This window comes from Campylobacter lari (assembly GCF_900638335.1).
GTDB classification, from domain to species: Bacteria; Campylobacterota; Campylobacteria; order Campylobacterales; family Campylobacteraceae; genus Campylobacter_D; species Campylobacter_D lari_E.
Map to the genome: position 1 here is coordinate 316,812 of NZ_LR134508.1, position 25,300 is coordinate 342,111.

Annotated in this window: 21 protein-coding genes; 12 read left to right on the forward strand and 9 right to left on the reverse strand. The window is 31.9% G+C overall.

What is annotated here, in order from left to right; translation table 11 throughout:
- The 3 genes from EL235_RS01725 to EL235_RS01735 all read left to right on the forward strand — a co-directional run bounded on the left by EL235_RS01725 (position 1) and on the right by EL235_RS01735 (position 2,726).
- Positions 1-1,722, forward strand: coding sequence for a GMC family oxidoreductase (locus tag EL235_RS01725; RefSeq protein ID WP_126340674.1), 1,722 nt, complete (start codon positions 1-3; stop codon positions 1,720-1,722).
- 225 nt (positions 1,723-1,947) lie between these two features.
- On the forward strand, positions 1,948-2,277 hold the full coding sequence (rrpA, locus tag EL235_RS01730) for a MarR family transcription factor RrpA (protein WP_039625409.1): 330 nt from the start codon (positions 1,948-1,950) through the stop codon (positions 2,275-2,277).
- On the forward strand, positions 2,274-2,726 hold the full coding sequence (locus tag EL235_RS01735) for a lipocalin family protein (RefSeq protein WP_126340675.1): 453 nt from the start codon (positions 2,274-2,276) through the stop codon (positions 2,724-2,726). Before rrpA ends, EL235_RS01735 begins: the two co-directional genes overlap by 4 nt.
- Here the strand turns inward: EL235_RS01735 and EL235_RS01740 are convergent.
- The 9 genes from EL235_RS01740 to EL235_RS01780 all read right to left on the reverse strand — a co-directional run bounded on the left by EL235_RS01740 (position 2,723) and on the right by EL235_RS01780 (position 15,915).
- Complete coding sequence (locus EL235_RS01740) at positions 2,723-3,805, reverse strand: NAD(P)-dependent alcohol dehydrogenase (RefSeq protein WP_126340676.1); 1,083 nt, start codon at positions 3,803-3,805, stop codon at positions 2,723-2,725. The genes EL235_RS01735 and EL235_RS01740 overlap by 4 nt on opposite strands.
- A 187-nt stretch (positions 3,806-3,992) precedes the next feature.
- Positions 3,993-7,091, reverse strand: a complete 3,099-nt coding sequence (locus EL235_RS01745; RefSeq protein ID WP_126340677.1) for a type I restriction endonuclease subunit R — start codon at positions 7,089-7,091, stop codon at positions 3,993-3,995.
- The gene (locus EL235_RS01750) at positions 7,088-9,373 is read right to left on the reverse strand and encodes an AAA family ATPase (protein ID WP_126340678.1); all 2,286 of its coding nucleotides are present in this window, start codon (positions 9,371-9,373) and stop codon (positions 7,088-7,090) included. The genes EL235_RS01745 and EL235_RS01750 overlap by 4 nt, the downstream gene beginning before the upstream one ends.
- 10 nt (positions 9,374-9,383) lie before the next feature.
- Positions 9,384-10,568: a restriction endonuclease subunit S gene (locus tag EL235_RS01755; protein ID WP_126340679.1), complete on the reverse strand. Its 1,185-nt coding sequence runs from the start codon at positions 10,566-10,568 to the stop codon at positions 9,384-9,386.
- A gap of 210 nt (positions 10,569-10,778) precedes the next feature.
- The gene (locus EL235_RS01760) at positions 10,779-12,281 is read right to left on the reverse strand and encodes a type I restriction-modification system subunit M (protein WP_126340680.1); all 1,503 of its coding nucleotides are present in this window, start codon (positions 12,279-12,281) and stop codon (positions 10,779-10,781) included.
- A gap of 218 nt (positions 12,282-12,499) precedes the next feature.
- Complete coding sequence (locus EL235_RS01765; protein WP_126340681.1) at positions 12,500-13,681, reverse strand: molybdopterin molybdotransferase MoeA; 1,182 nt, start codon at positions 13,679-13,681, stop codon at positions 12,500-12,502.
- Position 13,682: 1 nt separating this feature from the next.
- Positions 13,683-14,129 (reverse strand): molybdopterin synthase catalytic subunit, encoded by a 447-nt coding sequence (locus EL235_RS01770; protein ID WP_126340682.1) that lies wholly within the window; start codon positions 14,127-14,129, stop codon positions 13,683-13,685.
- A gap of 3 nt (positions 14,130-14,132) precedes the next feature.
- Positions 14,133-14,354 carry a MoaD/ThiS family protein gene (locus EL235_RS01775; protein WP_039640867.1) on the reverse strand — a complete coding sequence of 74 codons (222 nt, stop codon included), beginning with the start codon at positions 14,352-14,354 and terminating at the stop codon, positions 14,133-14,135.
- Positions 14,355-14,364: 10 nt separating this feature from the next.
- Positions 14,365-15,915 (reverse strand): multicopper oxidase family protein, encoded by a 1,551-nt coding sequence (locus EL235_RS01780; RefSeq protein WP_126340683.1) that lies wholly within the window; start codon positions 15,913-15,915, stop codon positions 14,365-14,367.
- A gap of 144 nt (positions 15,916-16,059) precedes the next feature.
- Here EL235_RS01780 and nspC point away from each other — a divergent pair, with 144 nt between their 5' ends.
- The 9 genes from nspC (at position 16,060) to selD (ending at position 25,270) form a co-directional block, all read left to right on the forward strand.
- Entirely contained in the window at positions 16,060-17,223 is a 1,164-nt protein-coding gene (nspC, locus tag EL235_RS01785; protein WP_126340684.1) for a carboxynorspermidine decarboxylase, read from the forward strand.
- Positions 17,224-17,358: 135 nt separating this feature from the next.
- Complete coding sequence (locus tag EL235_RS01790) at positions 17,359-18,288, forward strand: formate dehydrogenase subunit gamma (protein WP_039625423.1); 930 nt, start codon at positions 17,359-17,361, stop codon at positions 18,286-18,288.
- Between the two features lie 63 nt (positions 18,289-18,351).
- Positions 18,352-19,032 (forward strand): TorD/DmsD family molecular chaperone, encoded by a 681-nt coding sequence (locus tag EL235_RS01795; protein ID WP_126340685.1) that lies wholly within the window; start codon positions 18,352-18,354, stop codon positions 19,030-19,032.
- A 176-nt stretch (positions 19,033-19,208) separates the two neighbouring features.
- A complete protein-coding gene (locus EL235_RS01800) occupies positions 19,209-19,412 on the forward strand; it encodes a twin-arginine translocation signal domain-containing protein (protein ID WP_012661099.1) in 204 nt (67 codons plus the stop codon).
- Positions 19,413-19,428: 16 nt separating this feature from the next.
- Positions 19,429-22,251: a formate dehydrogenase subunit alpha gene (locus EL235_RS01810; protein ID WP_232017397.1), complete on the forward strand. Its 2,823-nt coding sequence runs from the start codon at positions 19,429-19,431 to the stop codon at positions 22,249-22,251.
- Between the two features lie 10 nt (positions 22,252-22,261).
- Positions 22,262-22,831 carry a formate dehydrogenase FDH3 subunit beta gene (gene fdh3B, locus EL235_RS01815; RefSeq protein WP_039617607.1) on the forward strand — a complete coding sequence of 190 codons (570 nt, stop codon included), beginning with the start codon at positions 22,262-22,264 and terminating at the stop codon, positions 22,829-22,831.
- A 55-nt stretch (positions 22,832-22,886) separates the two neighbouring features.
- Positions 22,887-23,615 carry a winged helix-turn-helix domain-containing protein gene (locus tag EL235_RS01820; RefSeq protein WP_126340687.1) on the forward strand — a complete coding sequence of 243 codons (729 nt, stop codon included), beginning with the start codon at positions 22,887-22,889 and terminating at the stop codon, positions 23,613-23,615.
- Positions 23,616-23,663: 48 nt separating this feature from the next.
- Entirely contained in the window at positions 23,664-24,242 is a 579-nt protein-coding gene (gene yedF / locus EL235_RS01825) for a sulfurtransferase-like selenium metabolism protein YedF (protein WP_039625428.1), read from the forward strand.
- A complete protein-coding gene (gene selD / locus EL235_RS01830; RefSeq protein ID WP_080750148.1) occupies positions 24,239-25,270 on the forward strand; it encodes a selenide, water dikinase SelD in 1,032 nt (343 codons plus the stop codon). The genes yedF and selD overlap by 4 nt, the downstream gene beginning before the upstream one ends.
- Positions 25,271-25,300 lie beyond the last annotated feature (30 nt).

Sequence of the window (25,300 nt, forward strand, 5' to 3'; positions counted from 1 at the left end):
ATGGCAGAAGTATTAAAAAAAGTAGATGTGGTAACAGTAGGGGCTGGTTGGACAGGTGGTATAGTTGCAGCAGAACTTACCAAGGCTGGCTTGACTGTCTTGAGCTTAGAGCGTGGTATGATGCAAACTACGGAAAATTTTGCAATGATTCATGATGAGTGGAGATATGGTATTAACTATGGTTTAATGCAAGATTGTTCAAAAGATACAGTAACTTTTCGCCATAATGTTAATGGTTTGGCCTTGCCATATAGAAAAATGGGATCTTTTTTACTTGGAAGTAATGTTGGTGGTGCAGGGGTTCATTGGAATGGTTGGACCTTTAGATTTTTACCTTATGATTTTGAGATTAAAACAAAAAGTTTTGAAAGATATGGCAATAAATTAGGCGATGATTATACTTTGCAAGATTGGGGTTTAACCTATAAAGATATGGAACCTTATTATGATAAGTTTGAAAAAACCTGTGGAATTTGTGGAGAAGAAAACCCACTTGCTGAAAAAATGGGTTTGTTTAGATCAAGTCCTTATCCACAAAAACCTTTAGAAAACACTAAAATGCTTAAACGCTTCGAAAAAGCTGCAAAAGAAATGAAATTACACCCATTTAGATTACCTGCGGCTAATTCAAAAGGCGGTTATACTAATCCAGATGGTCAAGATCTAGCCCCGTGTCAATATTGTGCTTATTGTGAGCGTTTTGGTTGTGAGTATGGTGCTAAGGCTAGTCCTATTAATACTGTTATACCTAAAGCTATGAGCACAGGAAAATATACTATAAGAACTCATAGCAATGTCGTAGAAATACTAAAAAAAGATGGCAAAGCTACAGGAGTTAGGTTTGTAGACACAAGGACTATGAAAGAGTATATTCAGCCAGCAGATATTGTAGTGCTTACAAGCTATATGTTTAATAATGCCAAGCTTTTAATGGTAAGTGATATAGGTGAGCAATATGATCCAAATACAGGCAAAGGAACTTTAGGTAAAAACTATTGTTATCAAATCAATATGGGAACAACAGCGTTTTTTGATGAGCAATTTAATACATATATGGGTTCAGGCGCTTTGGGTACAACTTGTGATGATTATAATGGGGATAATTTTGACCACTCAAAAGAGAAGTTTTTGCACGGAGCTATGATTTATAGCGTGCAACTTGGAAATCGCCCTATCCAATCAGCTCCGTTGCCAAAAGGAACTCCAAGTTGGGGAGCTGAATTTAAAAAAGCTTTAAATTATAATTTTACAAGAGCTATTACAGTAGGAGGACAAGGTGCATCTTTACCACACAAAAGCAATTATTTGAGTTTGGATCCAACCTATAAAGATGCTTTTGGAATGCCACTGGTAAGACTTACTTATAATTTTACAGATCAAGATCGTGCTTTGCATAAATTTATAACAGATAAAACAGCTGAAGTAGCTAAAAAAATGCAAGGAGTGAGATCGATTAAAAAAGGAGTTTATTTAAAAGATTATAGTATAGTGCCTTATCAATCTACACATAATACGGGTGGAACTACTATGGGTGCTGATCCTCAAACAAGTGTTGTTAATACTTATTTGCAACATTGGGATATGGATAATCTTTTTGTTGTGGGTGCGGGAAATTTTCAGCACAATAGTGGATATAATCCTACTGATACAGTTGGAGCTTTGGCTTATCGTTGTGCAGAGGGTATTTTAAAATATCATAAAAATGATAGACAATTAGTATAGATATACATGAAGCATTTTGCTTCATGTATTATTTTTCGCTACTATCTTTTTCTTTTTTCTTTTTCCATAAATGAAGTGCAGCACCACATGCACCACCAACAATAGCAGCAATAATAAGATTTGTGATGAAATCCATCGAAATCCTTTTTAATGTGTTTCATTTTGATAAAAAATGATTTTGGATTATAATATAAAAAAGCATAATACTATATTAAAGGAAAGTATATGGAAGAAAAGTGCAATTTTACAGAATGTGGGTTTAACTATACCTTGTCTTTGATTTCGGGAAAGTATAAGATGAGTGTTTTGTACTGTTTATTTCGCTATGAAGTAGTAAGATATAATGAACTTAAAAGATATCTTGGTGGTATTTCTTTTAAGACTTTAACGCATACTTTAAGAGAGCTTGAAAATGATGATTTAATCACACGTAAAGAATACCCGCAAATCCCTCCAAAAGTAGAATACCGCCTTGCTAAAAAAGGACAAAGTTTAATTCCTATTTTACAAGCAATGTGTGATTGGGGTGAGGTAAATCAAAAGGAAGAAAAATGATAGAATTATTAGATGGTATAAATTTAGAAAAATACATGGGTACATGGCTAGAAATGGCTAGAAAACCTGCCTTTTTTCAAAAAACCTGTAAAAGTGCTAAAGCAGAATATGAGCTAGAGTACAAAGGCTCTACACCTATAATTAAAGTTAAAAATATATGCACAAAAGAAAATGGAGAAATCTCTCAAGCAAATGGCAAAGCCAGGGTAAAATCTCCAAGAGCTTTAGCGGTTAAATTTAGTATTTTTATGAATGTTTTTAACAAGCCAAATTATGAGATTATTTACATTGATACAAATTATCAAGTTTCTATCGTAGGTAGTCCTGATAAAAAATATTTATGGATTTTATCAAGAGAGATTTTAGTAAAAGAGCAAATAAACTCTTTGCTTGAAATAGCCAAGCAAAGAGGTTTTGATACTAGCGATGTGATTTTTGATGAGTATTAATTTTCTGCACTCATATCGATTACATAGCGGAATTTGGCTTTTCCTGAAGTGAGATTTTCATAAGCTTTGTCAATCTCACTTGGTTTGATGAGTTCAATTTCAGGATAAATTCCATGTTCTAAAGAAAAATCAAGCATTTCTTGAGTTTCTTTAATGCCCCCAATAAGCGAACCATATACTTTTTTGCCTGCTTTAAATACAAAATTGATAATATTTATATTAGGGCTTATTTCATATGGAGGTACACCTACTATGGCCATTTCACCGCCAAATTTTAGTAAATCCATATAAGCAAGTGGATCATAAGAGGTTGGTATGGTGGAGATGATGAGATCAAATTTTTCTTTTACCACACTTTTATCTGTACTAGTATAAAAATTACTCACACCCATAGCTAGAGCTTCTGCTTTTTTGTTTTCATTTCTTGCAAAAACACTTACTTTTGCTCCCATTTTTACAGCGTATTTAACTGCCATCATACCAAGCCCACCAAATCCTGCTATGGCTACGCTTGAACCTTCTTTGATATTTGAAAATTTAAGCGGTGAATAGGTAGTAATGCCTGCACAAAGTAAAGGCGCTACTTTGTCAAGTGGTGCATTTTTTGGCACATTGATAGCAAATTTTTCACTTACTACGATGTTGTTTGAGTAGCCTCCATAGGTGTTTTCATTATCATGAAATACATCTTTGCAGTTATAAGTGTAGACGGTTTTACCATTTTCACAAAATTGCTCTTGAGATTTTTTGCATGCTTCGCACTCTCCGCATGAGTTTACCATGCACCCAACCCCAGCAAAATCACCTACTTTAAATTTACTCACATTTTCTCCCACTGCGATAACTTCTCCTGCTATCTCGTGGCCAGGCACGCAAGGGTAGGTTGCTTCGCCCCATTCGCTTCTTGCGGTATGAATATCACTATGGCAAATTCCTGCGTATTTGATAGCGATTAAGATATCGTTTTTACCTACTTTATGACGTGTAAATTCAAAAGGCGTGAATTTAGAATCCTTGCTAAGCATGGCATAACCTTTACTTTTAACACGACCATTTTCTAAAAAGATTTTTGAGTCCATTTTCTCTCCTTTGTGGTTTTTGAAATTATATTAAAGCTAGGTTTTTATTGCAATAGGGAAAATAAAGTAAGATACTATACTTAAGGTACGTTTATAAGATGGAATAGCTTATATAATTTTGTTTTTACTACTTTTATATATGTAGATATAAAAGTAGTAATATAAATTTTCATATTTTTAGTATTATTTAATGTTCGCTAGCTAATTCTTGAGTTAAAATCTCAGCTTGAGCTAAAACTCCATCAATTGCGAGTTGTTGCATATCAGGTGGATAGCCGTATTTTTTGAGTACCTTTTTTACGGCTACTCTTAATCTTGCTCTTACATTTTCTTTTATCATCCAATCTATACTCGCATTGTTTTTAATGATTTGTAGTATTTCGCTAACAAGTGCTAATAATTTTTCATTTCCTAAAATCTTTTCATACTCATCATTACAAGCAAGTGCTGAGTAAAAGGCGTATTCATAGTCTTTTAGCCCTAGTCTTTTAGCCTCATCATCCATACTTGCTATGTTTTTACTCATATTTATTAGCTCATCTAACGCCTCGCTTGATGAGATTAATTTGTTATTGTATTTTTTGATAGTTTCATTTAGCATTTGCGCTAATTTTTTAGTCCTTGTTAGGCTTAGCTTTTGCCTTGATTTTATCTCATCATTTAGTATCTTTTTTAGCATTTCAAAGGCTAAATTTTTACGCTTCATGTTTTTTACTTCTAGTAAAAACTCATCAGAAAGTATAGATATATCAGGTTTTTTTATCCCACTAGCATCAAAAATATCCACCACATTAGATGATATGATAGCCTTATCTACCACTTGTTTTATGATTGTTTGATTAATTGTATTTTTACTCTCATTTGCTCTAGTAAACTTTAAAAATCTAGCTTTTATTGTATACATAAAGGCAATTTTATCTTTTATACCTAAAGCTTTTTCGTGCGGAATAGCTATTGTGTAGGCTTTATCAAGTGCTGTAAATTCTCTCATAAACCTATCTTTGCCATCTTCATTTGATAATATATGCTCTTCTACATCAAGTATATATTCAAGTTTAGCCCCAGTATCAAGCTCAAAATATCTTTCATAGTCATTTGGTAGCATTTGCTCTACGATTTCAAGCTTTTCTATCATCACTTTTACAGCATCTTCTTGAGTAGCGACCATATCGCTCTTGCCACCACTTTCGCTATAAAACGATAAAGCCTTTTTCAAATCACTTGCAATCCCAAGATAATCCACCACAAGCCCACTAGGTTTATCCTTATAAACCCTATTTACCCTAGCTATGGCTTGCATTAGGTTATGTCCTTTCATAGGCTTATCTATATAAAGAGTATGAAGCGATGGTGCATCAAAGCCAGTTAGCCACATATCCACCACGATAACAAGCTTTAGTTCATCGTTTATATCTCTCATACGATTTGCCAAAAACTGCTTTTGAGCCTTGCTTGTATGATGTTTGCTAAATTCTGCTCCATCGCTAGAGCTTGAAGTCATCACTACTTTTATAGCTCCGCTATTTAGCTCATCACTATGCCAGTTTGGTCTTATTCTTATGATTTCATCATATAGCTTTATAGCTACACTTCGACTTATGCTTACTATCATACCTTTTCCGCCGAGCTTACTAGACCTTGCCTCAAAGTGCTCTACTATATCTTTAGCGATTTGTTGTAATCTGCTTGTGCTACCTACTACCGCTTCTAGTTTAGTAGCTTTTGCTTTTTCGTTTTCTTGGTTTTCAAGCTTTTCATCTAGTTCATCTATGAGCTTTTTTCCTTCTTCGCTTAGCTCTATTTTGGCAAGCCTGCTTTCATAATATATGCTCACAGTAGCACCATCTTCAACAGCTCTTGATATATCATATATGTCTATATAGTTTCCAAAAACTGCAAGGGTATTTACATCATGGCTTTCAATTGGCGTTCCTGTAAATCCTATATAAGTAGCATTTGGCAAAGCATCACGCAAATATTTTGCAAAACCATAAACTATCTTTTGCCCTAACACATCGCCACTTTTTGACTTTTCTTCTACTACTTTTGCATCAAAGCCGTATTGGGTTCTGTGTGCTTCATCTGCAATTACGATGATATTATTTCTAAGTGATAAGCACTCAAATACATTATCATTTTCTGGACTAAATTTTTGAATAGTAGTAAATACCACTCCACCACTAGCTACCTTTAAAAGCTCTTTTAAATGCTCTTTATCGTTTGCTTGTTTTGGCTCTTGTCTTAAAAGGTTTACACAACTTGCAAAAGTACCAAAAAGCTGATCATCTAAGTCATTTCTATCCGTGATAACCAAAATCGTAGGATTATTTAAAGCCTTTATCGCTTTAGCGCTATAAAACACCATAGACAAAGACTTCCCACTACCTTGCGTATGCCATACCACGCCACCTTTTTTATCTCCATCTTTACTACTTGCTGTGATTGTCCTTGATATAGCTTTATTTACTGCGTAGTATTGATGATAGGCTGCGATTTTTTTGGTAGTTTTTATACTCAAAATATTATTTATATCTTTTATCTGCTCTTTTTCAAAAACTATAAAATTGCAGATGATGTCTAGCAAGGTTTTTGGATTTAGCATACCATCTATTAGGGTTTTTATCTCCAAAGACTTGTTTGGAGCGTAGTTTATCCCATCGCTACTTTTCCACGCCATAAACCTTGAAAAATCAGCCGAAATACTCCCCGCCCTAGCAAAATACCCATCGCTTATCACGCAAAAAGCATTGTAGACAAAAATGCTTGGGATTGCTTGTTTATAAGTATTTATTTGATTATAGGCTGAGCTTATCGTGACGTTTTCATCGCTTGGGCTTTTTAGCTCCATTAAAACAAGTGGAATTCCATTTATGTATAGCACCACATCGGGGATTTTGTTTTCTTTAGCTTCTGTGATGCTTAGCTGGTTTGTTACTATGAATTCATTGTTGCTTACATTGTCAAAATCAATTAGATTTATGATATTGGCTCTGCTTTCGCCGTCTTTTGTAGCGCTTATATTTACCCCATTTACAAGCTTATAATGAAAGTTTTCGTTACTATCTAAAAGGCTAAGGTGATTTGTGCTTTTTAGCTCTTTATAAATCTCATTAGCCTTTGATAAATCAAGCTGTGGATTTAGCCTACAAAGTGCATTTACAAGGCTAGTTTCTAGCAAGACTTCATCAGTGGCTCTTACAGGCTTTTTATAGCACCACCCAAGCTTTTTAAGTGATAATATGACAAACTGTTCCAAATCAAACTCACTAGTCTTAGCCTTGCTCATTTTTTGTTCACGCCTATTTCATTTTCTATCATTTTAATTTGCCCTGGAATTTTCTCTTTCAAAACTTCTATCAGTTTCTCACAATAGCCTTTAATATTTGTATCTGTTATCGGTTTTTGACTTGCACATCCACCATGAGAGCCGTCATTTATAAAACTATATAAATCCATAAGTCCTAATTTTTGCATAACATCATGCAAATCATCTGTCGGATAAAAAAATCTTCCGACAGACTCTAAAACGTTTCTAATAGAATTTGCTGTATGATATTTTGGTTTCTCTTGACCTATATATATTTTATATATCTCTTTTAATTGTTCGATATATGGTAATATATATTTGTTTTCATTAATTTTTTTTATTTTTCCATTTTCTAAAATAAAATTATCTTTTGTGATTTTATTTCTTATCAACATATTATAAAAATCTACATTATGTGTTAATATCAAAAATCTAATCTTCTTAATATCTGAAATATAATTTTGCAAATCCCTTATTACCTTAGAAACAGAATAAACATAATGATAATCCATGCTAGATATAGGGTCATCTATTATAAAAAATATTTTTTCATATTCATCAGCTTGAGAGATTTTCACATGACTTTCTGCTATATAATGACAAAATGCTATTATGCTTTTTTCTCCATCGCTTAATACTTTAGCTATCTTATTTTTAAGTTTATGCTCGTTGTTTAATGTTAAACAAAAATCACTCTTACTAAAAGAATATTTACCTTGAAAAAATACATCCAATAACAGCTTGAATGTTTTGATAAATTCTTCTTTTTTACTTTTTTTAACTTTTTCTTGTTTTACCAATATACTTTCATTTAATTCTTTTAAGGAAACAATATTATTTTTATAATCTTTTATTTCTTCTTTTGCTATATTTTTAATTTCTAGCATTTTAGCTTGGCAAATCTTTGTTTTTAAGTTTTTTACATAATCCTTACTATTATTTTTTAAACTATTTACACTAGCAATCAATTTATTGTTATATTGTGTAACTTCAATAGCTATATTAATATATTTTTTAATACTTTCTATATTGTCATTTATATTAATCACTTGTGTTATGTCTTTAGATTTATTTTCTAATGCTAAAGATATTGTATTAATCCCATTTTCTAATAATTTAAACTCTTCAGTCTTAATATTTTTTAAATTACCCAATTCTTTTTGTTTAAATAAATCCTTTAATCTGTTATAGTCAGCTTGAATATTTTTCGATTTTTCAATATCACTTTTGATTTGATTAGAAAAATTATCTAAATTACTTCTACTGCGTTCAATAAACTTTAAAAGTTTTGTCTCTTCTGTATCTAAAAATTCATTATATTTATTTATTAAATCCCTAGCATTATCATCTAATTTTTGCTCACAAAAAGGACAACTAGAATTGTCTTTTTTGATATTATTCATACCTAATTCTATAAAATCCTTTTTGCTTTTCATTTTTTCTAAAAAATCTTCAGTGAAATTAGACTTTGAATACTCTTTTTCTAATTTAGTTTGTATTTCATTAAGAAAACTAACATCATCAATACCAACACAATCTATATTTTCAATATCTTTATATTCTTCAATATCACTTGATATATTTTTATATTCGTTAGCTAAATTAGAAAAATTTAAGCTTTTATCAAATCCTTGCTCTATATCTTCAACAATATTATCAAATGTAATGTTTTGATATTCTTTTAAGCGAGGACTTATTTTTAAGTCAGTTAATTCTTTTAACCCTTCTTGAATTTTATCACTTATTTTTTTCTTTAAATCTTTTTCTTTATCTTCTAATTTTAATTTTTTAGCTTTCTCATCATTTAAATCTATATTTTCTTTCCCTATAATATATCCATCTATATTACCATTTACTTCATATTGCCTAGATTGTATATTCTCCAAAATATAATCACTATTAAAAACATGAAATATATACGATATTTTTTGATTAAAATGCGGAAACTTATCCTTTGTAAGTTCTACATCTAAGTCAAACTGGTCTTTATTTTTTAAATTTTTAATATGTAGTTGAATTTTAGCATTGTTGCTATCAAAAGAAATAATATTATTAACCTTATCAATCATGCTATTTTGTTCAGTTATATTTTGCATTTCTACTAAACGAAAAGCCCTACTTATAAATGTTTTGCCACTACCATTCATTGCATACAAAGCAATTCTAAAAGAATTTATTTTTTCCTTAAAATCTAATGATTGATGCTTTCCAATATTTTTTAAAGTTAAAGAAAAATCTATTATTTTATTACTCTTTGCCATCTCGTCTCCTTTAGTTGTTTATTTTTATTTCTCCGTTTAGAAGTTTTGGGATAAGTATATCACGCATATTTTCTAGGGTTTGGATTTGCTCTAAATTTTCATTTAATTTATCATAAAACCCACTAATTTCTTCTTCAAATTTATTCATTATTTCAAAACTAGGGACTAATATGTTTTTTTCATAAAATTGATTTTTTTGAAAAAATTCCCTTGCACTTCCTGAAGCACCATAGACACTTTCTTTTATAATGTCCCTTAAAGCATAGTTTAAATAATGTTGAGAAACACCTTCTAACGCTCTAAAATTCCACATATTTTGATTTTGCAAAGCTGGTAAAACATTACTTGTAACCACTACATAATTTCCTAAACTTGCACCAACCATAACTAATAAAAAATCATTTTTTCTTAACAAGTATTTATCATATTGATTTTCTAAATTATCAATATAAATAACATCTTTATTGTCAATAAAACCATTTTTAAAATTTGTTGTTCTTACGATTTTTGTTCCATTTTGAGAATATTCCTTACTTTTGAACGCATATCCATTTAAAATCACGCATACATCTTTCAATGGTTTTTCTTGCCAAGATGGGTTTGGGTTTTCTATGAAATAGTGTCTAAAAAGAGTTTGGGCGAGTTTTTCTAGGGTTTTGTTTTGCTCGTGTAGTAGCTCTATCTTGTCGTCAATACTACTTAAAATAGCAGCGATTTGTCTTTGCTCTTCTAGTGGTGGTAGTGTAATTTCAATTTCTTTAAAATCCCTTAACACTATTCTAGGTATAACAGCACCAGTAACATAATTCGCTTCAATTTCTTCTATAAATCTTTTATTTTTAAATACATAAGTTAAAAATTGAGGACACACCTGCTCCAATATCGGTCTAATAATAGCTATTGAAGATAGCAATACTAATTCTTCTTTTTTTCTAACACGAAAAACATGTTTTAAATAACTACCATCTTTAGCAATTAAAATATCATTTATTTCTGGTTGACACCCACTTGCTACCAACTTCAGATAATCTTCTTTAGAAATTTTTCTACAAGTGTTTAAATTTATTTGATTATATTCCATATCTTTTACAGATGCCATAGGAAAACCGCTAGTCTGACTTGGTGGGCTTTTGTGAGAACCATCGGTTATCTTACTACAAATATCCCCAAGCTTACATTTTTTCCAATTATTCATATCTTAATCCCTTGGAATTTATTTCCGTAAAAAATACACGAAATAAATTCAAGAATTTAAATTTGGAATTTCGTTTGTTTAAGCTTAGTTTAAAAGATAATGACGAAAGCATAACAGAAGAAAAAATGCTAAAAGCTCGTATTTTCAAGCTGTGGGCTGTATAAATTAAGCTAGATTTAAGTGATTTTGACGAGAGCATAACACAAAACATCATTTAATCTTCTCTAAGTTTTTTAAGATAGTTTCGCTTAGCTCTTGCTCGGTTTTGATTTGGGATTTTAGCTTGGTTAAAAGCTCGATAAATCTAGTATCAAAATCAAACTCATCATCACTATCAGCAAGCCCCACATAACGCCCTGGAGTAAGCACATAAGAAAGCTCTCTTATCTCATCTATGCTAGTGCTTTTACAAAAGCCTTTTATGTCTTCATAATCGGTGCCGTTTTTCCATGCTTTATAAGTGTTTGCGATTTGGTTTATGTCGTCTTTGTTTAGGGTTTTGTTGCGTCTATTTATCATAGTTCCTAAATCTCTTGCATCTATAAAAAGCGTCTTTTTAGCTGTGTTTGGTAGCTTTTGGCGTCTTATAAACCAAAGTGATGCAGGGATACCTGTGTTTAAAAACAGCTTTGCGGGTAGATTTACTATACAATCTATCAAATCATCTTCAATGAGAGCTTTTCTAATGGCTGCTTCATTTGTGGTATTACTTGTAAGTGCACCTTTAGCTAGGACAAATCCCGCTACACCGCCGTTTGGCGATAGATGATATAAAAAGTGTTGTATCCAAGCGTAGTTGGCGTTGCTTGCTGGTGGGACGCCGTATTTCCATCTGCCGTCTTTTTCTAGTAGTTCGCCACTCCAATCTGAGTCATTAAATGGCGGGTTAGCTATGATAAAATCAGCTTTTAGGTCTTTGTGGGCGTCGTTTAAAAATGAGCCTTCGTTGTTCCATATCACTTGCGAGCTTTCAATTTTTCTTATGGCTAGGTTCATTTTGGCGAGTTTATAGGTGGTCTGGTTTGACTCTTGACCATAGATTGAGATATCATCTAGTCTGCCTTGGCGAGATTTTACGAACTCTTCGCTTTGGACAAACATACCGCCACTTCCACAACAAGGGTCAAACACCCTGCCTTTGTATGGCTCAAGCATGGCTACTAAAAGCTCTACGACGCATTTTGGAGTGTAGAATTGTCCGCCTTGTTTGCCTTCAGCTAGGGCAAACTCACCTAAAAAATACTCAAATACATGACCTAAAACATCAGCGCTTTTACCGGTATCAAAAGCGATATTGCCTATTAGGTCTATAAGTTCGCCTAAGCATTTGCTATCTAGGTTGTCTTTAGCATAGACTTTTGGCAAAACTCCTTTTAGAGTATCATTGTGTGTTTCTATCTCGTCCATTGCTTCATCTAGCATTTTGCCTATTTTGGGATTTTTGGCGTTGTTTCTTAGGTAGGTGTAGCGGGATTTTTCTGGAACAAAGAAGATATTGTCAGCTAGGTATTCGTCTTCATCTTCTGGGTCAGCTCCTTCGGATTGTTCTTCGAGTAATTCTTCGTATTTTTGCATAAAACTATCACTAATGTAGCGTAAAAATATAAGCCCTAGAACTATGTGTTTATACTCTGCTGCATCGATGTTTTTGCGTAGTTTATCGGCACTTTTCCATAATACATCTTCTAGTTTTACCTCTATTTTCTTTGCCATTTTTTTCCTTGATTTTGTCTTCAAAAATTTTTAATTAAGTATAACAAAAAAGCCTTATATTTACCTATTTTTAAATAAATTTGTAAATAGTTTAAATTTTATTAAGTTATTTAATTTCTTGATTAGAATATTTTGTTTTTATAAAATATTTTTTTGAGCTATTGTAAATATTAGTTACCAACATAAGTGCTTTTTGAAAAAATTCAAAAAGCACTTGTTTAAGGCGTAAAAATTATATCAACCAAATCATTTTCTCTTATATCATCATGTGCTATCATTAATGCAGCTTTGTGGTTAAGGTTGTTGATGATGGCACTTGAACCTTGTTTTTTGCCTTTTAAATTGGCATAAATTTTTCCATCTTTAAATTCTACATTACAAGCTACAAATTCTAAATGCGGACTTTTTTTCTTATAATCAGTATTTGCAAATGCCTTAAATACATAGTCTTTTTCTTGTAAAAGCCAAGCATTTAAAAGTTCTCTTACATATAAATTAAACATCACCATAGCCGAGTATGGAAAACCCGGTAGAGCAAAGATGAATTTATCTTCAAATTTGGCTATTTTGATGTGTTTACCAGGCTTTACATCGACTTTGTCTATGATGACTTCATACTCTTTAACAGCTTGCTTTAAAAAGTCAAAATCCCCCATGGAAACTCCACCAGTGGTAACTAAAATATCACACGCATTAAGTGCTTGTTTTAAAACACTTGGAGTTTTTTGCATATCATCTTTTAAAAGTGGAAAAATTCTAGCTTCAGCACCAAGTTTTTTTGCCATATTAGCTATAGCTACATGGTTTGATGAGCGAATTTGTGCAGGGTGTTCTAAGCTTTCGCCTAAGTCTTTGATCTCACTTCCACTACTTAGCACGCCTATGATAGGTTTAGCAAAAACGCAAATATGAAAGTATCCAAGCTCGGCTAAAAGTGCTATCTCGCTATAGCCTAGCTTTGTACCTTTAGTGAGTAAAATTTCACCTTTAGTGTAGCTCTCGCCCACCTTTCTTACAGCAAAGCCTTGTGGAACTTTTTCTTTTACATAAACTATACCTTCTTTAACTTCAACTTTTTCCACAGGTACTAAGGTATCACAACCCTCACTCATTAAAGAGCCTGTAAAGGTTTTAACACATTCTTTATTTTGTATTTTAAAGCTTGGAAAAACTCCTGCAGGCACTTCGCCTATGATAGACAAAGGCTCATCTTGCTCGCTAAATTTGATCGCATAGCCATCCATAGAGGCTGTGGGAAATTGAGGGTTGTTAGTAGAAGCTTTGATGTCTATGGCTAAAATTCTATCTAAGCACTGTGTTAAGGCGATGTTTTCTATTTTTTCATATGTTTGTATGTGTGAATGAAGTATGTCTAAACTTTGGCTATAAGAAGTTAGCATTTTAGTCCTTAGCGCTTAAAATTCCTGCTCCTTGAAGTTTCAAAGAGCGTTCTTTGGCATAAATTTTTTCGCCATTAATGATATCATATTTCCATATAGGCGCACTTGCTTTAAAATCTTCTACAAAATCATTAATTAGCTTAAGTCCTAATTTTCTTTGCTTGCTTAAAACCCCAGCAAAATAAGAACTCTCATGCACCTTAACCTCACCAATAGAGTGAGCAAACATCAAACTTACATTTTCATTCGCAAGTTTTTGACACCATTTTTCAAACCAAGTTTTTAACAAAGGTTCATATATATCAAAACTCAAAGCCTCAATCTCATCTTCAGCCCTCACTATACCACAAAATGTGATCAAAGCTCCGCAGTTTTTATCTTTAGCATATTTATACCATCTAGCATAAATGCTAGGAATTTCTAAGGCTCCTTGGTATAATTCAAACATAACTCATCCTCCACAAACCGGTGGAAGTAGGCAGATTTTATCCCCATCTTTTAAGGTGGTTTCATCATCAAAAACCATTTCATCATTTAAAGCAACCGCACAAAGCTCAAGCCATTCTTTTAAGCTTTCATCTTGCCCTAAAATTGCTTTTAATTCTTTAAGATTGCTTATGTTTAGTTCTAAGCTTTCTTTGTCAATTGGCCCTAGAAATTCGACTTTTACCATTTTTTTACCTTTATTCTTTGATTTCTAAAATTCCCATCATTCCAAGATCTTCATGCTCTAAAATATGGCAGTGAAACATTCTAATACCGGTAAATTTCTGACTCATTCTAAGTCTTAATTCTTCCCCAGGTCTTACATTAATCGTATCTTGCAATGCTCTGAATTTTGCTTTTGTTATTTTACCCTTAAATTTAGAAGAAATGAGTTCAAATTGTGTTCCGTGTATATGGAAAGGATGATCCATGTGCGATTTGTTTTTTACTACCCATTCTTCTACCTCATTTAATTTTGAGGTTAAATCCGTTCTATTCATATCAAATGTTTTACCATTGATTAAAAACATAGAGGCAAGGCTTTTTTTGATTTCTTCTTCACTTTTTTTACTAATACCATGCATTTGCATATGATCTTCACTCATAATCACTTCTTTAAAGTTTGTAGCTTCTTTTAAAGGTGGAAATTCGCGTAATTTCTCCGGTATGTTTTCTATAGTTTTTTCTACTTTAAGATCAGCTAACATAAGAGTGTAAGGTTCTTCTTTAACAAGCATTTTATCGCGGTCGTAATAAATACTCTCAAGTTTAAAATCACCTTTATTTGCTTTGATTAATACTTCTACTCTTGAAGCAGGACTTAAAAATAACTCATCTAATTCAACACCTTTTTCTATAAGCCCTCCATCAGTTCCTACTAAAATAAATTTAGCACCTTTAATGCGTAAATTTAAATATCTTGCCGCACAAAAATTATAAATACGAATTCTTTGAGCTTTGTCAAGTGTTATTTTTGGCTTTAATTGTCCATTGATAAGAACTAAATTTCCTTCTCTGCCATTGAGCCAATCAAATAAATTATTATCAGGAATTTGTGCATTTTCATCTAAACGCAAATCACTAATCACCCAATCTTGCTCTTGTAAATGCGACAACGCATCTTTTTTAGCTTTTACTACAAATACCCCTGCTAAGCCTTTATAAACTTGCTTTGCTGTGGTGTAGTGTGGATGTGGATGTGGATGATACCAGTAAGTTCCTGCTGAATTTTCTCCAAGTTTAAAGCGATAAATTCTTTCTCTACCAGGCATGATAGGATCGTGTGGGTTGCCATCTTGTTCAGGTGGTATGTCAAGTCCATGCCAGTGGATTGTAGTTGGCTCTTTTAAACTATTTTTTACTAAAATTTCAACTGTATCACCTTCATAAACTTCTATTTTAGGTCCAGGTATAGAGCCATTGTAAGTAAAGCATTTTGTTTTTTTACCTTTAACAAATTCTATTTGACTTTCTTTGATTTCTATACTTGATCTAAAGAAATTTTTCTTTGTACTTGTGTTTTTTAGAAGTTTTAAATTTGTTAATGTTTGTCCGCTAGGAAAGTTTTTTTCATCGAGTAGTTTAATGTTTGGATTTTCTAGTTTGATAAAAGAAGTATCGATTTCTTTTACTTCTTTTTGTGTATGTTTTGAGTGCATATTGTGATGAGAATGATCTCCCATTGCATAAGCACTGCTAATACTTGCTAAACCTAAAGCATTAAATTTTAAAAATAACCTTCTATCCATTAAATTTTTACTCCTAAATTAATTTTGATTTAGATTTTGATTATAGCTATTATTTGATTAATGATTGTAAATTATAAAAACAAGATATAATTTTAATATGATTTGTTATACAAGTGGTTTTAAATCAAAAATTAAGGATAAATAATGCTAATTAAAAATCATTTAGATAAAGACTTTCAAACCCCTGCTTATATTTTAGAAGAAGATAAACTTAGAAAAAATTGTGAGCTTTTGGCTAAAGTGAGCGAGCAAAGTGGAGCAAAAGTTTTGCTTGCGCTAAAGGGTTTTGCTTTTTCAGGTGCTATGGATATAGTTGGTGAGTATTTATCAGGCTGTACTTGTAGCGGGCTTTGGGAAGCTAAATTTGCAAAAGAATATATGGATAAAGAAATTCATACTTTTTCACCTGCTTTTAAAGAGGATGAAATAGATGAAATCATAGATCTTTCACATCATATAGTATTTAACTCTTTTAATCAGTTTAAAAAATTTAAAGATAAAGCAAGTAAAAAGTCTCTTGGTTTGCGTTGTAATCCAGAGCTTTCAGTAGCTCCAAAAGAACTTTATAATCCTTGTGGTAGATTTTCAAGACTAGGAATTCGTGCGATTGATTTTGAAAATGAAGATTTAAGTGTCTTAAGTGGGCTTCATTTTCATGCTTTATGTGAAGAAAGTGCGCATTCTTTAGAGCTTGTGTTAAATGCTTTTGAGGCTAAATTTTCAAAATTTATTAAAAGTATGAAATGGGTTAATTTTGGCGGGGGCCATCACATTACAAAAGAAGGTTATGACACGCAAAAACTAATTGATCTTTGTAAAAAATTTAGCGATAAATACGGCGTACAAGTGTATCTTGAGCCAGGTGAGGCTGTGGGTTGGCAGTGCGGGACTTTAGTTGCAAGTGTGATAGACATAGTAGAAAATGAGAAAAAAATAGCTATTTTAGATACTTCAAGTGAAGCTCATATGCCAGATACTATCATAATGCCTTACACAAGTGAGGTTTTAAATGCTAGAATTTTATCAAGTCGTGATGGGGAAAAATATAGCGAGTTAAAAGAAGATGAATTTGCTTATTTACTTGGTGGTAATACTTGCTTAGCAGGGGATATCATGGGTGAGTATGCTTTTAATCAAGAATTAAAAATAGGACAAAAAATAGTATTTTTAGATCAAATTCATTATTCTATAGTCAAAAATACTACTTTTAATGGAGTAAGACTTCCAAATTTAATGTTCTTGGATAAGGATGAAAATCTATCTATGGTTAGAGAATTTGGTTATGAAAATTATTCAAAAAGAAACTAAAAATTGAGTTTTTTTGTAGTTTTTTGCAAATTTATGTTTTTTAAATAAAACTTTTTTTAAAATAAAAATGGAAACTGAAAATTAACAAAACTACAACGCTAAGCTTTTCTAGCGTGTAATGTTTAGGAGTAATTTATGCATAGAGTTATACTAGCTTTTTTAGCCTGTCTTAACTTTCTATTTGCTCAAGAAAATTTTGAAGTTAAAAATACTCAAATTTGGGATGTGCAAAGAGTGATGAATATAGAAAGTTATCAAAATTTTGGTGCTTTGTGGACTAAACTACAAGGTGAGTATATTGCAAGTGCTGTTTTGATTATACTTATAGTGGTTATTTCAGCTTTTGCTTTGCATTATATGGTTATAGGTCCAAAGAAATTTTCTCATGATGGTAAGAAAATTTATGCTTTTTCGGTATTTGAAAGATTGTTTCATTTTGTAGCGGCAATTTCTTGGATTATCCTTGTACCGACCGGACTTATTATGATTTTTGGATCATACTTTGGTGGTGGATTCTTTGTAAGAATGTGTAAAAACTTACATGGTATTGCTACTATTTTATTTATCATTTCTATTATTCCTATGCTTTTGTGTTGGATTAAAAGAATGCTTCCTGCAAGCTATGATTTAAGATGGATGATGATAGTAGGTGGATATTTAAGCAAAGAGAAAAAGCCTGTGCCTGCGGGTAAGTTTAACTTTGGTCAAAAATCTTGGTATTATATAGCTGTTTTTGGTGGATTTTTGATGATAATCACCGGAGCGTTTATGTTTTTCCTTGATTTTAATTCTACTTCTTTACAGTCTATTTTTGGAATTTCTCATATAGATATTTTAAGAGCTTCAGCTATCATCCATAATATTTTGGGTATTTTATGTGCAGTATTTTTTGCTATTCATATTTATATGGCTGTATTTGCTATTAAAGGAAGTATCCATTCTATGATTAGTGGTTATAAAGAAGAAGAGGAAGTTTATATTTTACATTCTTATTGGTATAAAGAATTAAGCGATAAAAAACAAATCAATCCATCATTTACTTATGATTCTAAAACAAAATTTTAAAATCTCACTTGATTTTTTTAAATTTTCCTTGTTATAATCAAATAAAAATAACAAGGAAAACTAATGATACAAGATATTGATCTTTCGCGTAAATATTTTTATGAATTTTTTTCAAAAGCTTTTAATTTTATTGATGAAAAAGAGTTTAAAATTTGGCATGAACAAGTTTTAGTTTTAGCTCAAAGCCCTTTAGATGATAGCCTAAAACCTGATTTTGAAAAACTTAGTGCATGTGATTTTGCAAGTTTTAAAGAAGAGCAAAATGCTGTATTTTTTGATTTTTCTTATGTGAATGTACCTATTAGCGCTTCTTTTTATGATGAGGGTAGAGATGATGGTAAAATGAAACTTCAAGCTTGTGAAATCATTAGAAAAACCAAATTTAGAAAAAAAGAAGATTGTAGACAAAGCGAAGATGAATTTGGCTTTTTGTTTGCTTTTATGGCAAGTATTATTGAACATGATTTAAAAATCGCACAACAATTATTTCGTTTTGTGATAAACCCTGTAGTAGATGAGTTTATAGAAAAATTACAAATCCATAAAAACTCAAATTTTTACATTGCTATAGCTAATATTATGAAAGTATTTTTTGCAAATGAAAGGGCTTATTTAGAAGTACAAGCACCTATAAAAAAAGAAGGTAAAAGTATTGCAGATGAGGCTTTACAAAGACTTCCTTATGAACCAAGACTTCCTACCAAATTTAGTAAAACAAATATAGAAGAGCTTAGCAAATTATAAAAATTAATATGTATTTTGTTACCAAAATACATATTATCAAAATCATCTTTTTATGAAAATAGAAATTAAATAAAATCTTAAGTGAAAATATGCAAAAGTTATAATGTTTAAGTGTGTAAATACTTTAAAAATAAGTATTTATAGTTATTCTTTACTTTTATTTCAAAGGAGAGAACATGGAGGCCAATCAAAGAAGGGATTTTTTAAAAAAATCTTTGAAAATTGGTGCTTTAGGGGTGGTAGCTGGGGCAAGTGTTAATGCTTTAGCTAAAGATGATTACCAAGAGCAAAATACCGTAGTTTTGGGAAAAAGCACTAAAAAAGAAGTGCTTTATAAAAAAACTATGCATTGGGAAAAATACTACAAAATAGCTTACTAATTAAGAAAGGAAGAAGATGGCATTAGCAAGAAGAAATTTTCTTAAGCTTGCTGGTATTGCTGGTCTTGGAAGCGCGGCTTTTGGTAGTGAAAATAAAGCCATTAGAGCTGCAAGTGAACAAGAAGTAGCAAATCCTTATCCAGATTCTAAGATTGTTAGAACAATCTGTAGTATCTGTAGTGCAGGCTGTGGAATTAAAGCAGAAGTGCAAGATGGAGTTTGGGTGCGTCAAGAAAACGCTATAGAACATCCTATTTCTCAAGGATCACACTGCTGTAAAGGGATAGATCAAATCGATCTTACTAAATCAAAACAGCGTATTAAATATCCTATGAAAAAAGAAAATGGCAAATGGGTGCGTTTAACTTGGGAACAAGCTATTAACGAAATTGGCGATAAAATGCTTGAAATCCGTAAGGAAAATGGACCTGATAGCGTTATGTTTTTAGGTTCGGCTAAATTTAATAACCAACAAGCTTATTATTTTAGAAAATTTGCAGCATTTTGGGGTACTAATAATATAGACCACGTTGCTAGAATTTGACACAGCGCAACAGTCGCCGGTGTGGCGAATACATGGGGTTATGGCGCTATGACAAATCATTTTGGTGATGTGACTAAACACTCAAAAATGATGATTATTTTTGGTGCAAATACTGCTGTGGCAAATCCTATTGGATTTAAACACTTATTGCAAGCAAAAGATCGTAATAATGCTAAATTAGTAGTTGTAGATCCTGTATTTACAAAAACTGCAGTGCATGCTGATGAATATGTGAGAATTCGTCCAGGTACAGATATAGCTTTAGTTTATGGTATGCTTCATTTAATCTTCAAAAACGGTTGGGAAGATAAAGAATTAATCAAAACTAGAACCTATGGAGTTGAAGAAATAAAAGCAGAGGCTGCTAAATGGACTCCTGAAGTTGTAGAAGATGTAACAGGTGTTCCGGCTACTCAACTTGAAAAAATTACAAGAATGCTAGCTACAATTAAACCTGCTACGCTATTTTGGGCTTTAGGTATTACTCAGCACTCAGTAGGTAGTTCTAATACAAGAATTCTAGCTATCTTACAACTCGTTCTTGGTAATATAGGCAAACCAGGCGCAGGAACAAACATCATCAGAGGTCATGATAATGTTCAAGGTGCTACTGATATGGGTTGTTTGGCTGATACTTTACCAGCTTATTATGGACTTGATGATAATGCTTGGAATCATTTTTCTAATGTATGGAATGTTGAAAGAGAGTATTTAAATTCAAGATTTTATTCTAAAGAATGGATGCATGAAAAAGGCTTTTCACTAGCAAAATGGTGGCAAGGTGTTTTACATGAAGAAAAAACTTATTCAAACTCACCTATCCGTGTACTTTGGGTGCAAGGAACGGGTATTACTTCTATGGCACATACGGTAAAAATTCAAGAAGCACTTAAAAAACTTGATATGATCGTAATTGCTGAGCCTTTTGTAAATGAAGTAGCAGTTTTAGCAGATCGTCCAGATGGTATTTATATTATTCCTGCTTCAACCCAATTTGAAACAGAAGGTTATGTAACAGCGACTAATCGTGCTATGCAATGGCGTTCTCAAGTAGTAAAACCAATTTATGAAAGTAAAGAAGACCAAGAGATTATGTTTGCTTTTGCTAAAAAATTTGGTTTTTATAAAGAATACACTCGTGGTATGAAAATGGAATTAAAAGATCATAAACTTGTACAAACAAGAGATGATAATGATGATAATTTCATATGGCCTGATGATGCCACAAGAGAAATGAGTAATGGTCTTTTAAGTATAGGCTTAAGAGGTATTTCAGCTGAGCGTCTAAGAAAACACCAGCAAAATTGGGAACATTTTGATCCTGATACTCAAAGAGGTATTGGTGGTGAAGTTAAAGGCGAATATTATGGCTTACCTTGGCCTTGTTGGGATAAACAACACCCAGGCACTTCTATCATGTGGAACACAGATATTCCTTATGAAGAAGGTGGTATGGGCTTTAGAAATCGCTTTGGTTTAGAACATAATGGACATTCTCAATTAGCAGATGAAACTTTTACTCCAAAAGGATGTAAAGTTAAAGGTGGCTACCCACAAATTACTAAAGAAAATATCGAAAAAGTGTTTAATATCAAACTAAGCGATAAAGAAAAAGAATTAATGGGCGCTAGCTGGAGCACAGATATTTCAGGTATTATCTTAGAAAAATGTAGAGAAAAAAGTGCTTGTTGTTTAGGTAATGCAAGAGCTAGAATGAAAGTTTGGGAATTTGCTGATCCTATTCCACTACATAGAGAGCCTATTCACTCGCCTCGTTGGGATTTGGTTAAAAAATATCCTACTTGGGGCGATCAAGAGAAAAACTTTAGGGTTGAGAGTAAATTTATTAGCGAGCAACAAAAAACAGATTGGAGTAAAGAGTTTCCAACTATTATTTCAAGTATGCGTTTAGTAAATTTAAGCGGTGCGGGTATGCTTGAGAGAACTAGTAAATATCTTGCAGCTATTACACCTGAGATGTTTGCTAATGTGCACCCTGAACTTGCTTTAAAATATGGTATAAATGATGGCGATATGATGTGGATTCATTCACCACAAGGCACCAAGATTAAAGTAAAATGTGTGCATAATCATTCAGTTACACCAGATAGAATTTGCTTGCCTTATAACTTTGCGGGTATTATGCAAGGTGTGGATTTAAGTTATAATTATCCTGAAGGTACTAAACCTTATACTATAGGGGAAAGTTCTAATACGGTTACTAACTATGGTTTTGATATAAATACGCAAATTTCTGAGTTTAATGCAGGACTTTGCAGACTTGAAAAGGCTTAAGGGGTAAGTTATGGCTAGAATGAAATTTTATGTAGATAATAATCGCTGTATTTCTTGCTTTGCTTGTCAAGTAGCTTGTTCAAGTGCGCATGAAGTGCCAGTAGGAATTAACAGAAGAAAAGTAATCACTTTAAATGAAGGTATAGAAGGCAAAGAGTTTTCAACAACTCTTGCTTGCCAACACTGTACAGATGCTCCATGTGAGCAAGTTTGTCCTGTAAAATGCTTTTATATTAGAGCTGATGGTATTGTTTTACATGATAAAAAAACTTGTATAGGTTGCGGGTATTGTCTTTATGCATGTCCTTTTGGTGCTCCACAATTTCCAAGAGACGGTGCTTTTGGTATTAAGGGTGAAATGGACAAATGTACTATGTGTGCAGGTGGTCCTGAGCCTACCAACTCTCATGAAGAAAGAGAACTTTATGGACAAAATCGTATCGCAGAAGGCAAAGTGCCTATGTGTGCTGCGGTTTGTTCTACAAATGCACTTTTGGTTGGCGATGCAGCTGAAGTTAGTGCAATGTATAGAAAAAGAGTTTTACTCAAGGGTCAAAATTTAGGACTTGATGTAAAATAATTCAAAGGGTGTTTGCAAGCACCCTTTTTTACTACTTATAATCCAAGGTTAATTCATGGAAGAGCTAATTTTACAAATTCAAAAAAGTCTTGATGAAAATAATAAACTTACTTGTAAAAAAGCACTAGAATTTTTAAAACAATATTCTAAAGAAGATTTTCAAACTGCTATAAAAGAATTAGGTGTAAAAATTTCAGATTGTGAGTTAGGTCAATTTGGCAAGTTAAATAAAAATATAGCAAAAAGTGAAATTTTAGAAAAATTAGAAGCAAAATTAGATTCTAAGCGTCGTATATCATGTAAAGATACTTTAGAATGTACCAAAGACTTTAATATGGCTGATATTAGAGCCACACTTAAAACCTATAAAATTGATGTTAAATACTGTGAACTTGGTTGTTTTGAAGAAAAAAAAGGTAAAAAATTTCATATAAAAAGTAAAATTTGGATAGAAAATTCTGATGGAAAATTGCTTTTTGGTAAGGGTAAAACAGATATTTTAGAATTAGTAGGAGAATGTGGAAGTATTTCCCAAGCAGCTAAACAACTAGGGATTAATTATAAAAAAGCATGGCTTTATATACAAGATTTAGAAAAAAATATGAAAGAAGAACTGCTCATTGCTAAAAAAGGAAGAGGAAGTGAAGCTGGTAGCAAACTTACTCCAAGAGCTTATGAATTAATTCAAAATTTTAAAATTTTACAACAAGATGTAGAAGAGTATACCAATAAACGCTTTAAAGAATTATTTTTTAAGAAAAATCAAGAAAAAAACAAAACTTAATTTGAATACAAGTTATAACAATATATCATTAAATAAAAAAGGTAAAAAATGAAAATTGATTGCAGAGATTTAGCTTGTCCACGTCCTGTGATAGAAACAAAAAAAGCCTTAGAAGAGTTAAAAGAAAATGAAAATTTAGAAATTCTTTTAAATTCTCAAGCTTCTAAAGAAAATGTAATGAGATTTTTAAAATCTTTAAATTTGGAATTTAGCGTTAAAGATTTAGATGATGAGAGTATTATTAGCATTGTAAAAGATGGCAATATAGCTCAAACTCAAGAAAAAAATTTACAAGAATACAATGTGTTATTTTTAAAAAGCGATAGAGTGGGCGAGGGAGAACTTGGAAAAAATTTAATGCTAGGTTTTTTAAAAACTCTAAAAGATTTACCTAATAAACCTGTAAAAATCCTTTGTGTTAATGATAGTGTTTTGATGAATACTGATTGCTCTCATATTGCTTTTGAAGCTATGAAAGAACTTGAAAATTTAGGAGTTGAAATTTATAGTTGCGGGGCATGTTTGGAATTTTTTGGCAAAAGCAAAGAACTTAAAATAGGTAAAATAGGCAATGCTTATGAAATTTTAAATGAACTTTTTGGAAAGGCAAAGATTATTTCTTTATGATATATAAAGATCAAAAACTAACCCAATATGTAAAAGCTGCGGGTTGAGCTGCCAAATTAGACTCGGTGGGTCTTGACAAAATTCTTGGCATTTTAAAACCGCATGAAAACATTTTAAGTGGTATTAATAATAATGAAGATGCGAGTGTTTATAAGCTAAATGAAGATTTAGCTTTGGTGCAAACTCTTGATTTTATTACACCCGTGGTTGATAGTGCGTATCATTTTGGCGCTATAGCTGCTGCAAATGCTTTAAGTGATGTATTTGCTATGGGTGCTGAGGTGATTAATGCTTTAAATATTGTAGGTTTTGATACTTGTCATTTTAATAATGAAATTTTACTTGAAGTGTTAGAAGGTGCTAGAGTTAAGGTTGAAGAAGCTGGCGCTGTGCTAGTAGGTGGGCATACTATAGAAAATGATGAATTTATTTTTGGACTTAGTGTAACAGGAGTAGTTCATCCTAAGAAATTTATAGCTAATAATAGCGCAAAAGATGGTGATGTGATTTTACTTACTAAGCCTATAGGTAGTGGTATTGTTAGCACTGCTATTAAGGCTGGTTTGCTAGAAAAAGAAAAGATTTTAAAAGCAGTAGAGCAAATGAGTTTTTTAAATTTATATGCAAGTCGTATTTTAAAGAGATTTAAAAGTCTTAGCGCCTTAAGTGATGTGACAGGTTTTGGTCTTTTGGGACATTTAAAAGAAATGTTAAATAAAGAGATTACGATAGAAGTATATAAAAATGAAATTCCTTTAATGGATGGAGTTTTATCAATGGCTAATATGGGGATAATCCCTGCGGGAGCTTATAAAAATAAAGATAGCCTAAAAATTTGGGTTGAAAATTTAAACGAAAAAGATGAGGATATAGTGTATTTTGATCCTCAAACTTCAGGTGGACTTTTAGCTAGTATGAGTGAAAATGAAGCAAATGAAGCTTTAAAAATACTTAAAGAATATAATATTGAAGCAAAGATTATTGCTAGATGTGTAAAAAATACTCATAATTATTTATTATTACGCTAATATTTTATTTACAATTAAAAATATATGTTT

What these genes read in the sequence shown, in the direction of transcription:
- EL235_RS01725 (WP_126340674.1), top strand. Translation starts at nt 1, where the DNA reads ATGGCAGAAGTATTAAAAAAAGTAGATGTGGTAACAGTAGGGGCTGGT.
- rrpA (WP_039625409.1), top strand. Translation starts at nt 1,948, where the DNA reads ATGGAAGAAAAGTGCAATTTTACAGAATGTGGGTTTAACTATACCTTG.
- EL235_RS01735 (WP_126340675.1), top strand. Translation starts at nt 2,274, where the DNA reads ATGATAGAATTATTAGATGGTATAAATTTAGAAAAATACATGGGTACA.
- EL235_RS01740 (WP_126340676.1), bottom strand. Translation starts at nt 3,805, where the DNA reads ATGGACTCAAAAATCTTTTTAGAAAATGGTCGTGTTAAAAGTAAAGGT.
- EL235_RS01745 (WP_126340677.1), bottom strand. Translation starts at nt 7,091, where the DNA reads ATGAGCAAGGCTAAGACTAGTGAGTTTGATTTGGAACAGTTTGTCATA.
- EL235_RS01750 (WP_126340678.1), bottom strand. Translation starts at nt 9,373, where the DNA reads ATGGCAAAGAGTAATAAAATAATAGATTTTTCTTTAACTTTAAAAAAT.
- EL235_RS01755 (WP_126340679.1), bottom strand. Translation starts at nt 10,568, where the DNA reads ATGAATAATTGGAAAAAATGTAAGCTTGGGGATATTTGTAGTAAGATA.
- EL235_RS01760 (WP_126340680.1), bottom strand. Translation starts at nt 12,281, where the DNA reads ATGGCAAAGAAAATAGAGGTAAAACTAGAAGATGTATTATGGAAAAGT.
- EL235_RS01765 (WP_126340681.1), bottom strand. Translation starts at nt 13,681, where the DNA reads ATGCTAACTTCTTATAGCCAAAGTTTAGACATACTTCATTCACACATA.
- EL235_RS01770 (WP_126340682.1), bottom strand. Translation starts at nt 14,129, where the DNA reads ATGTTTGAATTATACCAAGGAGCCTTAGAAATTCCTAGCATTTATGCT.
- EL235_RS01775 (WP_039640867.1), bottom strand. Translation starts at nt 14,354, where the DNA reads ATGGTAAAAGTCGAATTTCTAGGGCCAATTGACAAAGAAAGCTTAGAA.
- EL235_RS01780 (WP_126340683.1), bottom strand. Translation starts at nt 15,915, where the DNA reads ATGGATAGAAGGTTATTTTTAAAATTTAATGCTTTAGGTTTAGCAAGT.
- nspC (WP_126340684.1), top strand. Translation starts at nt 16,060, where the DNA reads ATGCTAATTAAAAATCATTTAGATAAAGACTTTCAAACCCCTGCTTAT.
- EL235_RS01790 (WP_039625423.1), top strand. Translation starts at nt 17,359, where the DNA reads ATGCATAGAGTTATACTAGCTTTTTTAGCCTGTCTTAACTTTCTATTT.
- EL235_RS01795 (WP_126340685.1), top strand. Translation starts at nt 18,352, where the DNA reads ATGATACAAGATATTGATCTTTCGCGTAAATATTTTTATGAATTTTTT.
- EL235_RS01800 (WP_012661099.1), top strand. Translation starts at nt 19,209, where the DNA reads ATGGAGGCCAATCAAAGAAGGGATTTTTTAAAAAAATCTTTGAAAATT.
- fdh3B (WP_039617607.1), top strand. Translation starts at nt 22,262, where the DNA reads ATGGCTAGAATGAAATTTTATGTAGATAATAATCGCTGTATTTCTTGC.
- EL235_RS01820 (WP_126340687.1), top strand. Translation starts at nt 22,887, where the DNA reads ATGGAAGAGCTAATTTTACAAATTCAAAAAAGTCTTGATGAAAATAAT.
- yedF (WP_039625428.1), top strand. Translation starts at nt 23,664, where the DNA reads ATGAAAATTGATTGCAGAGATTTAGCTTGTCCACGTCCTGTGATAGAA.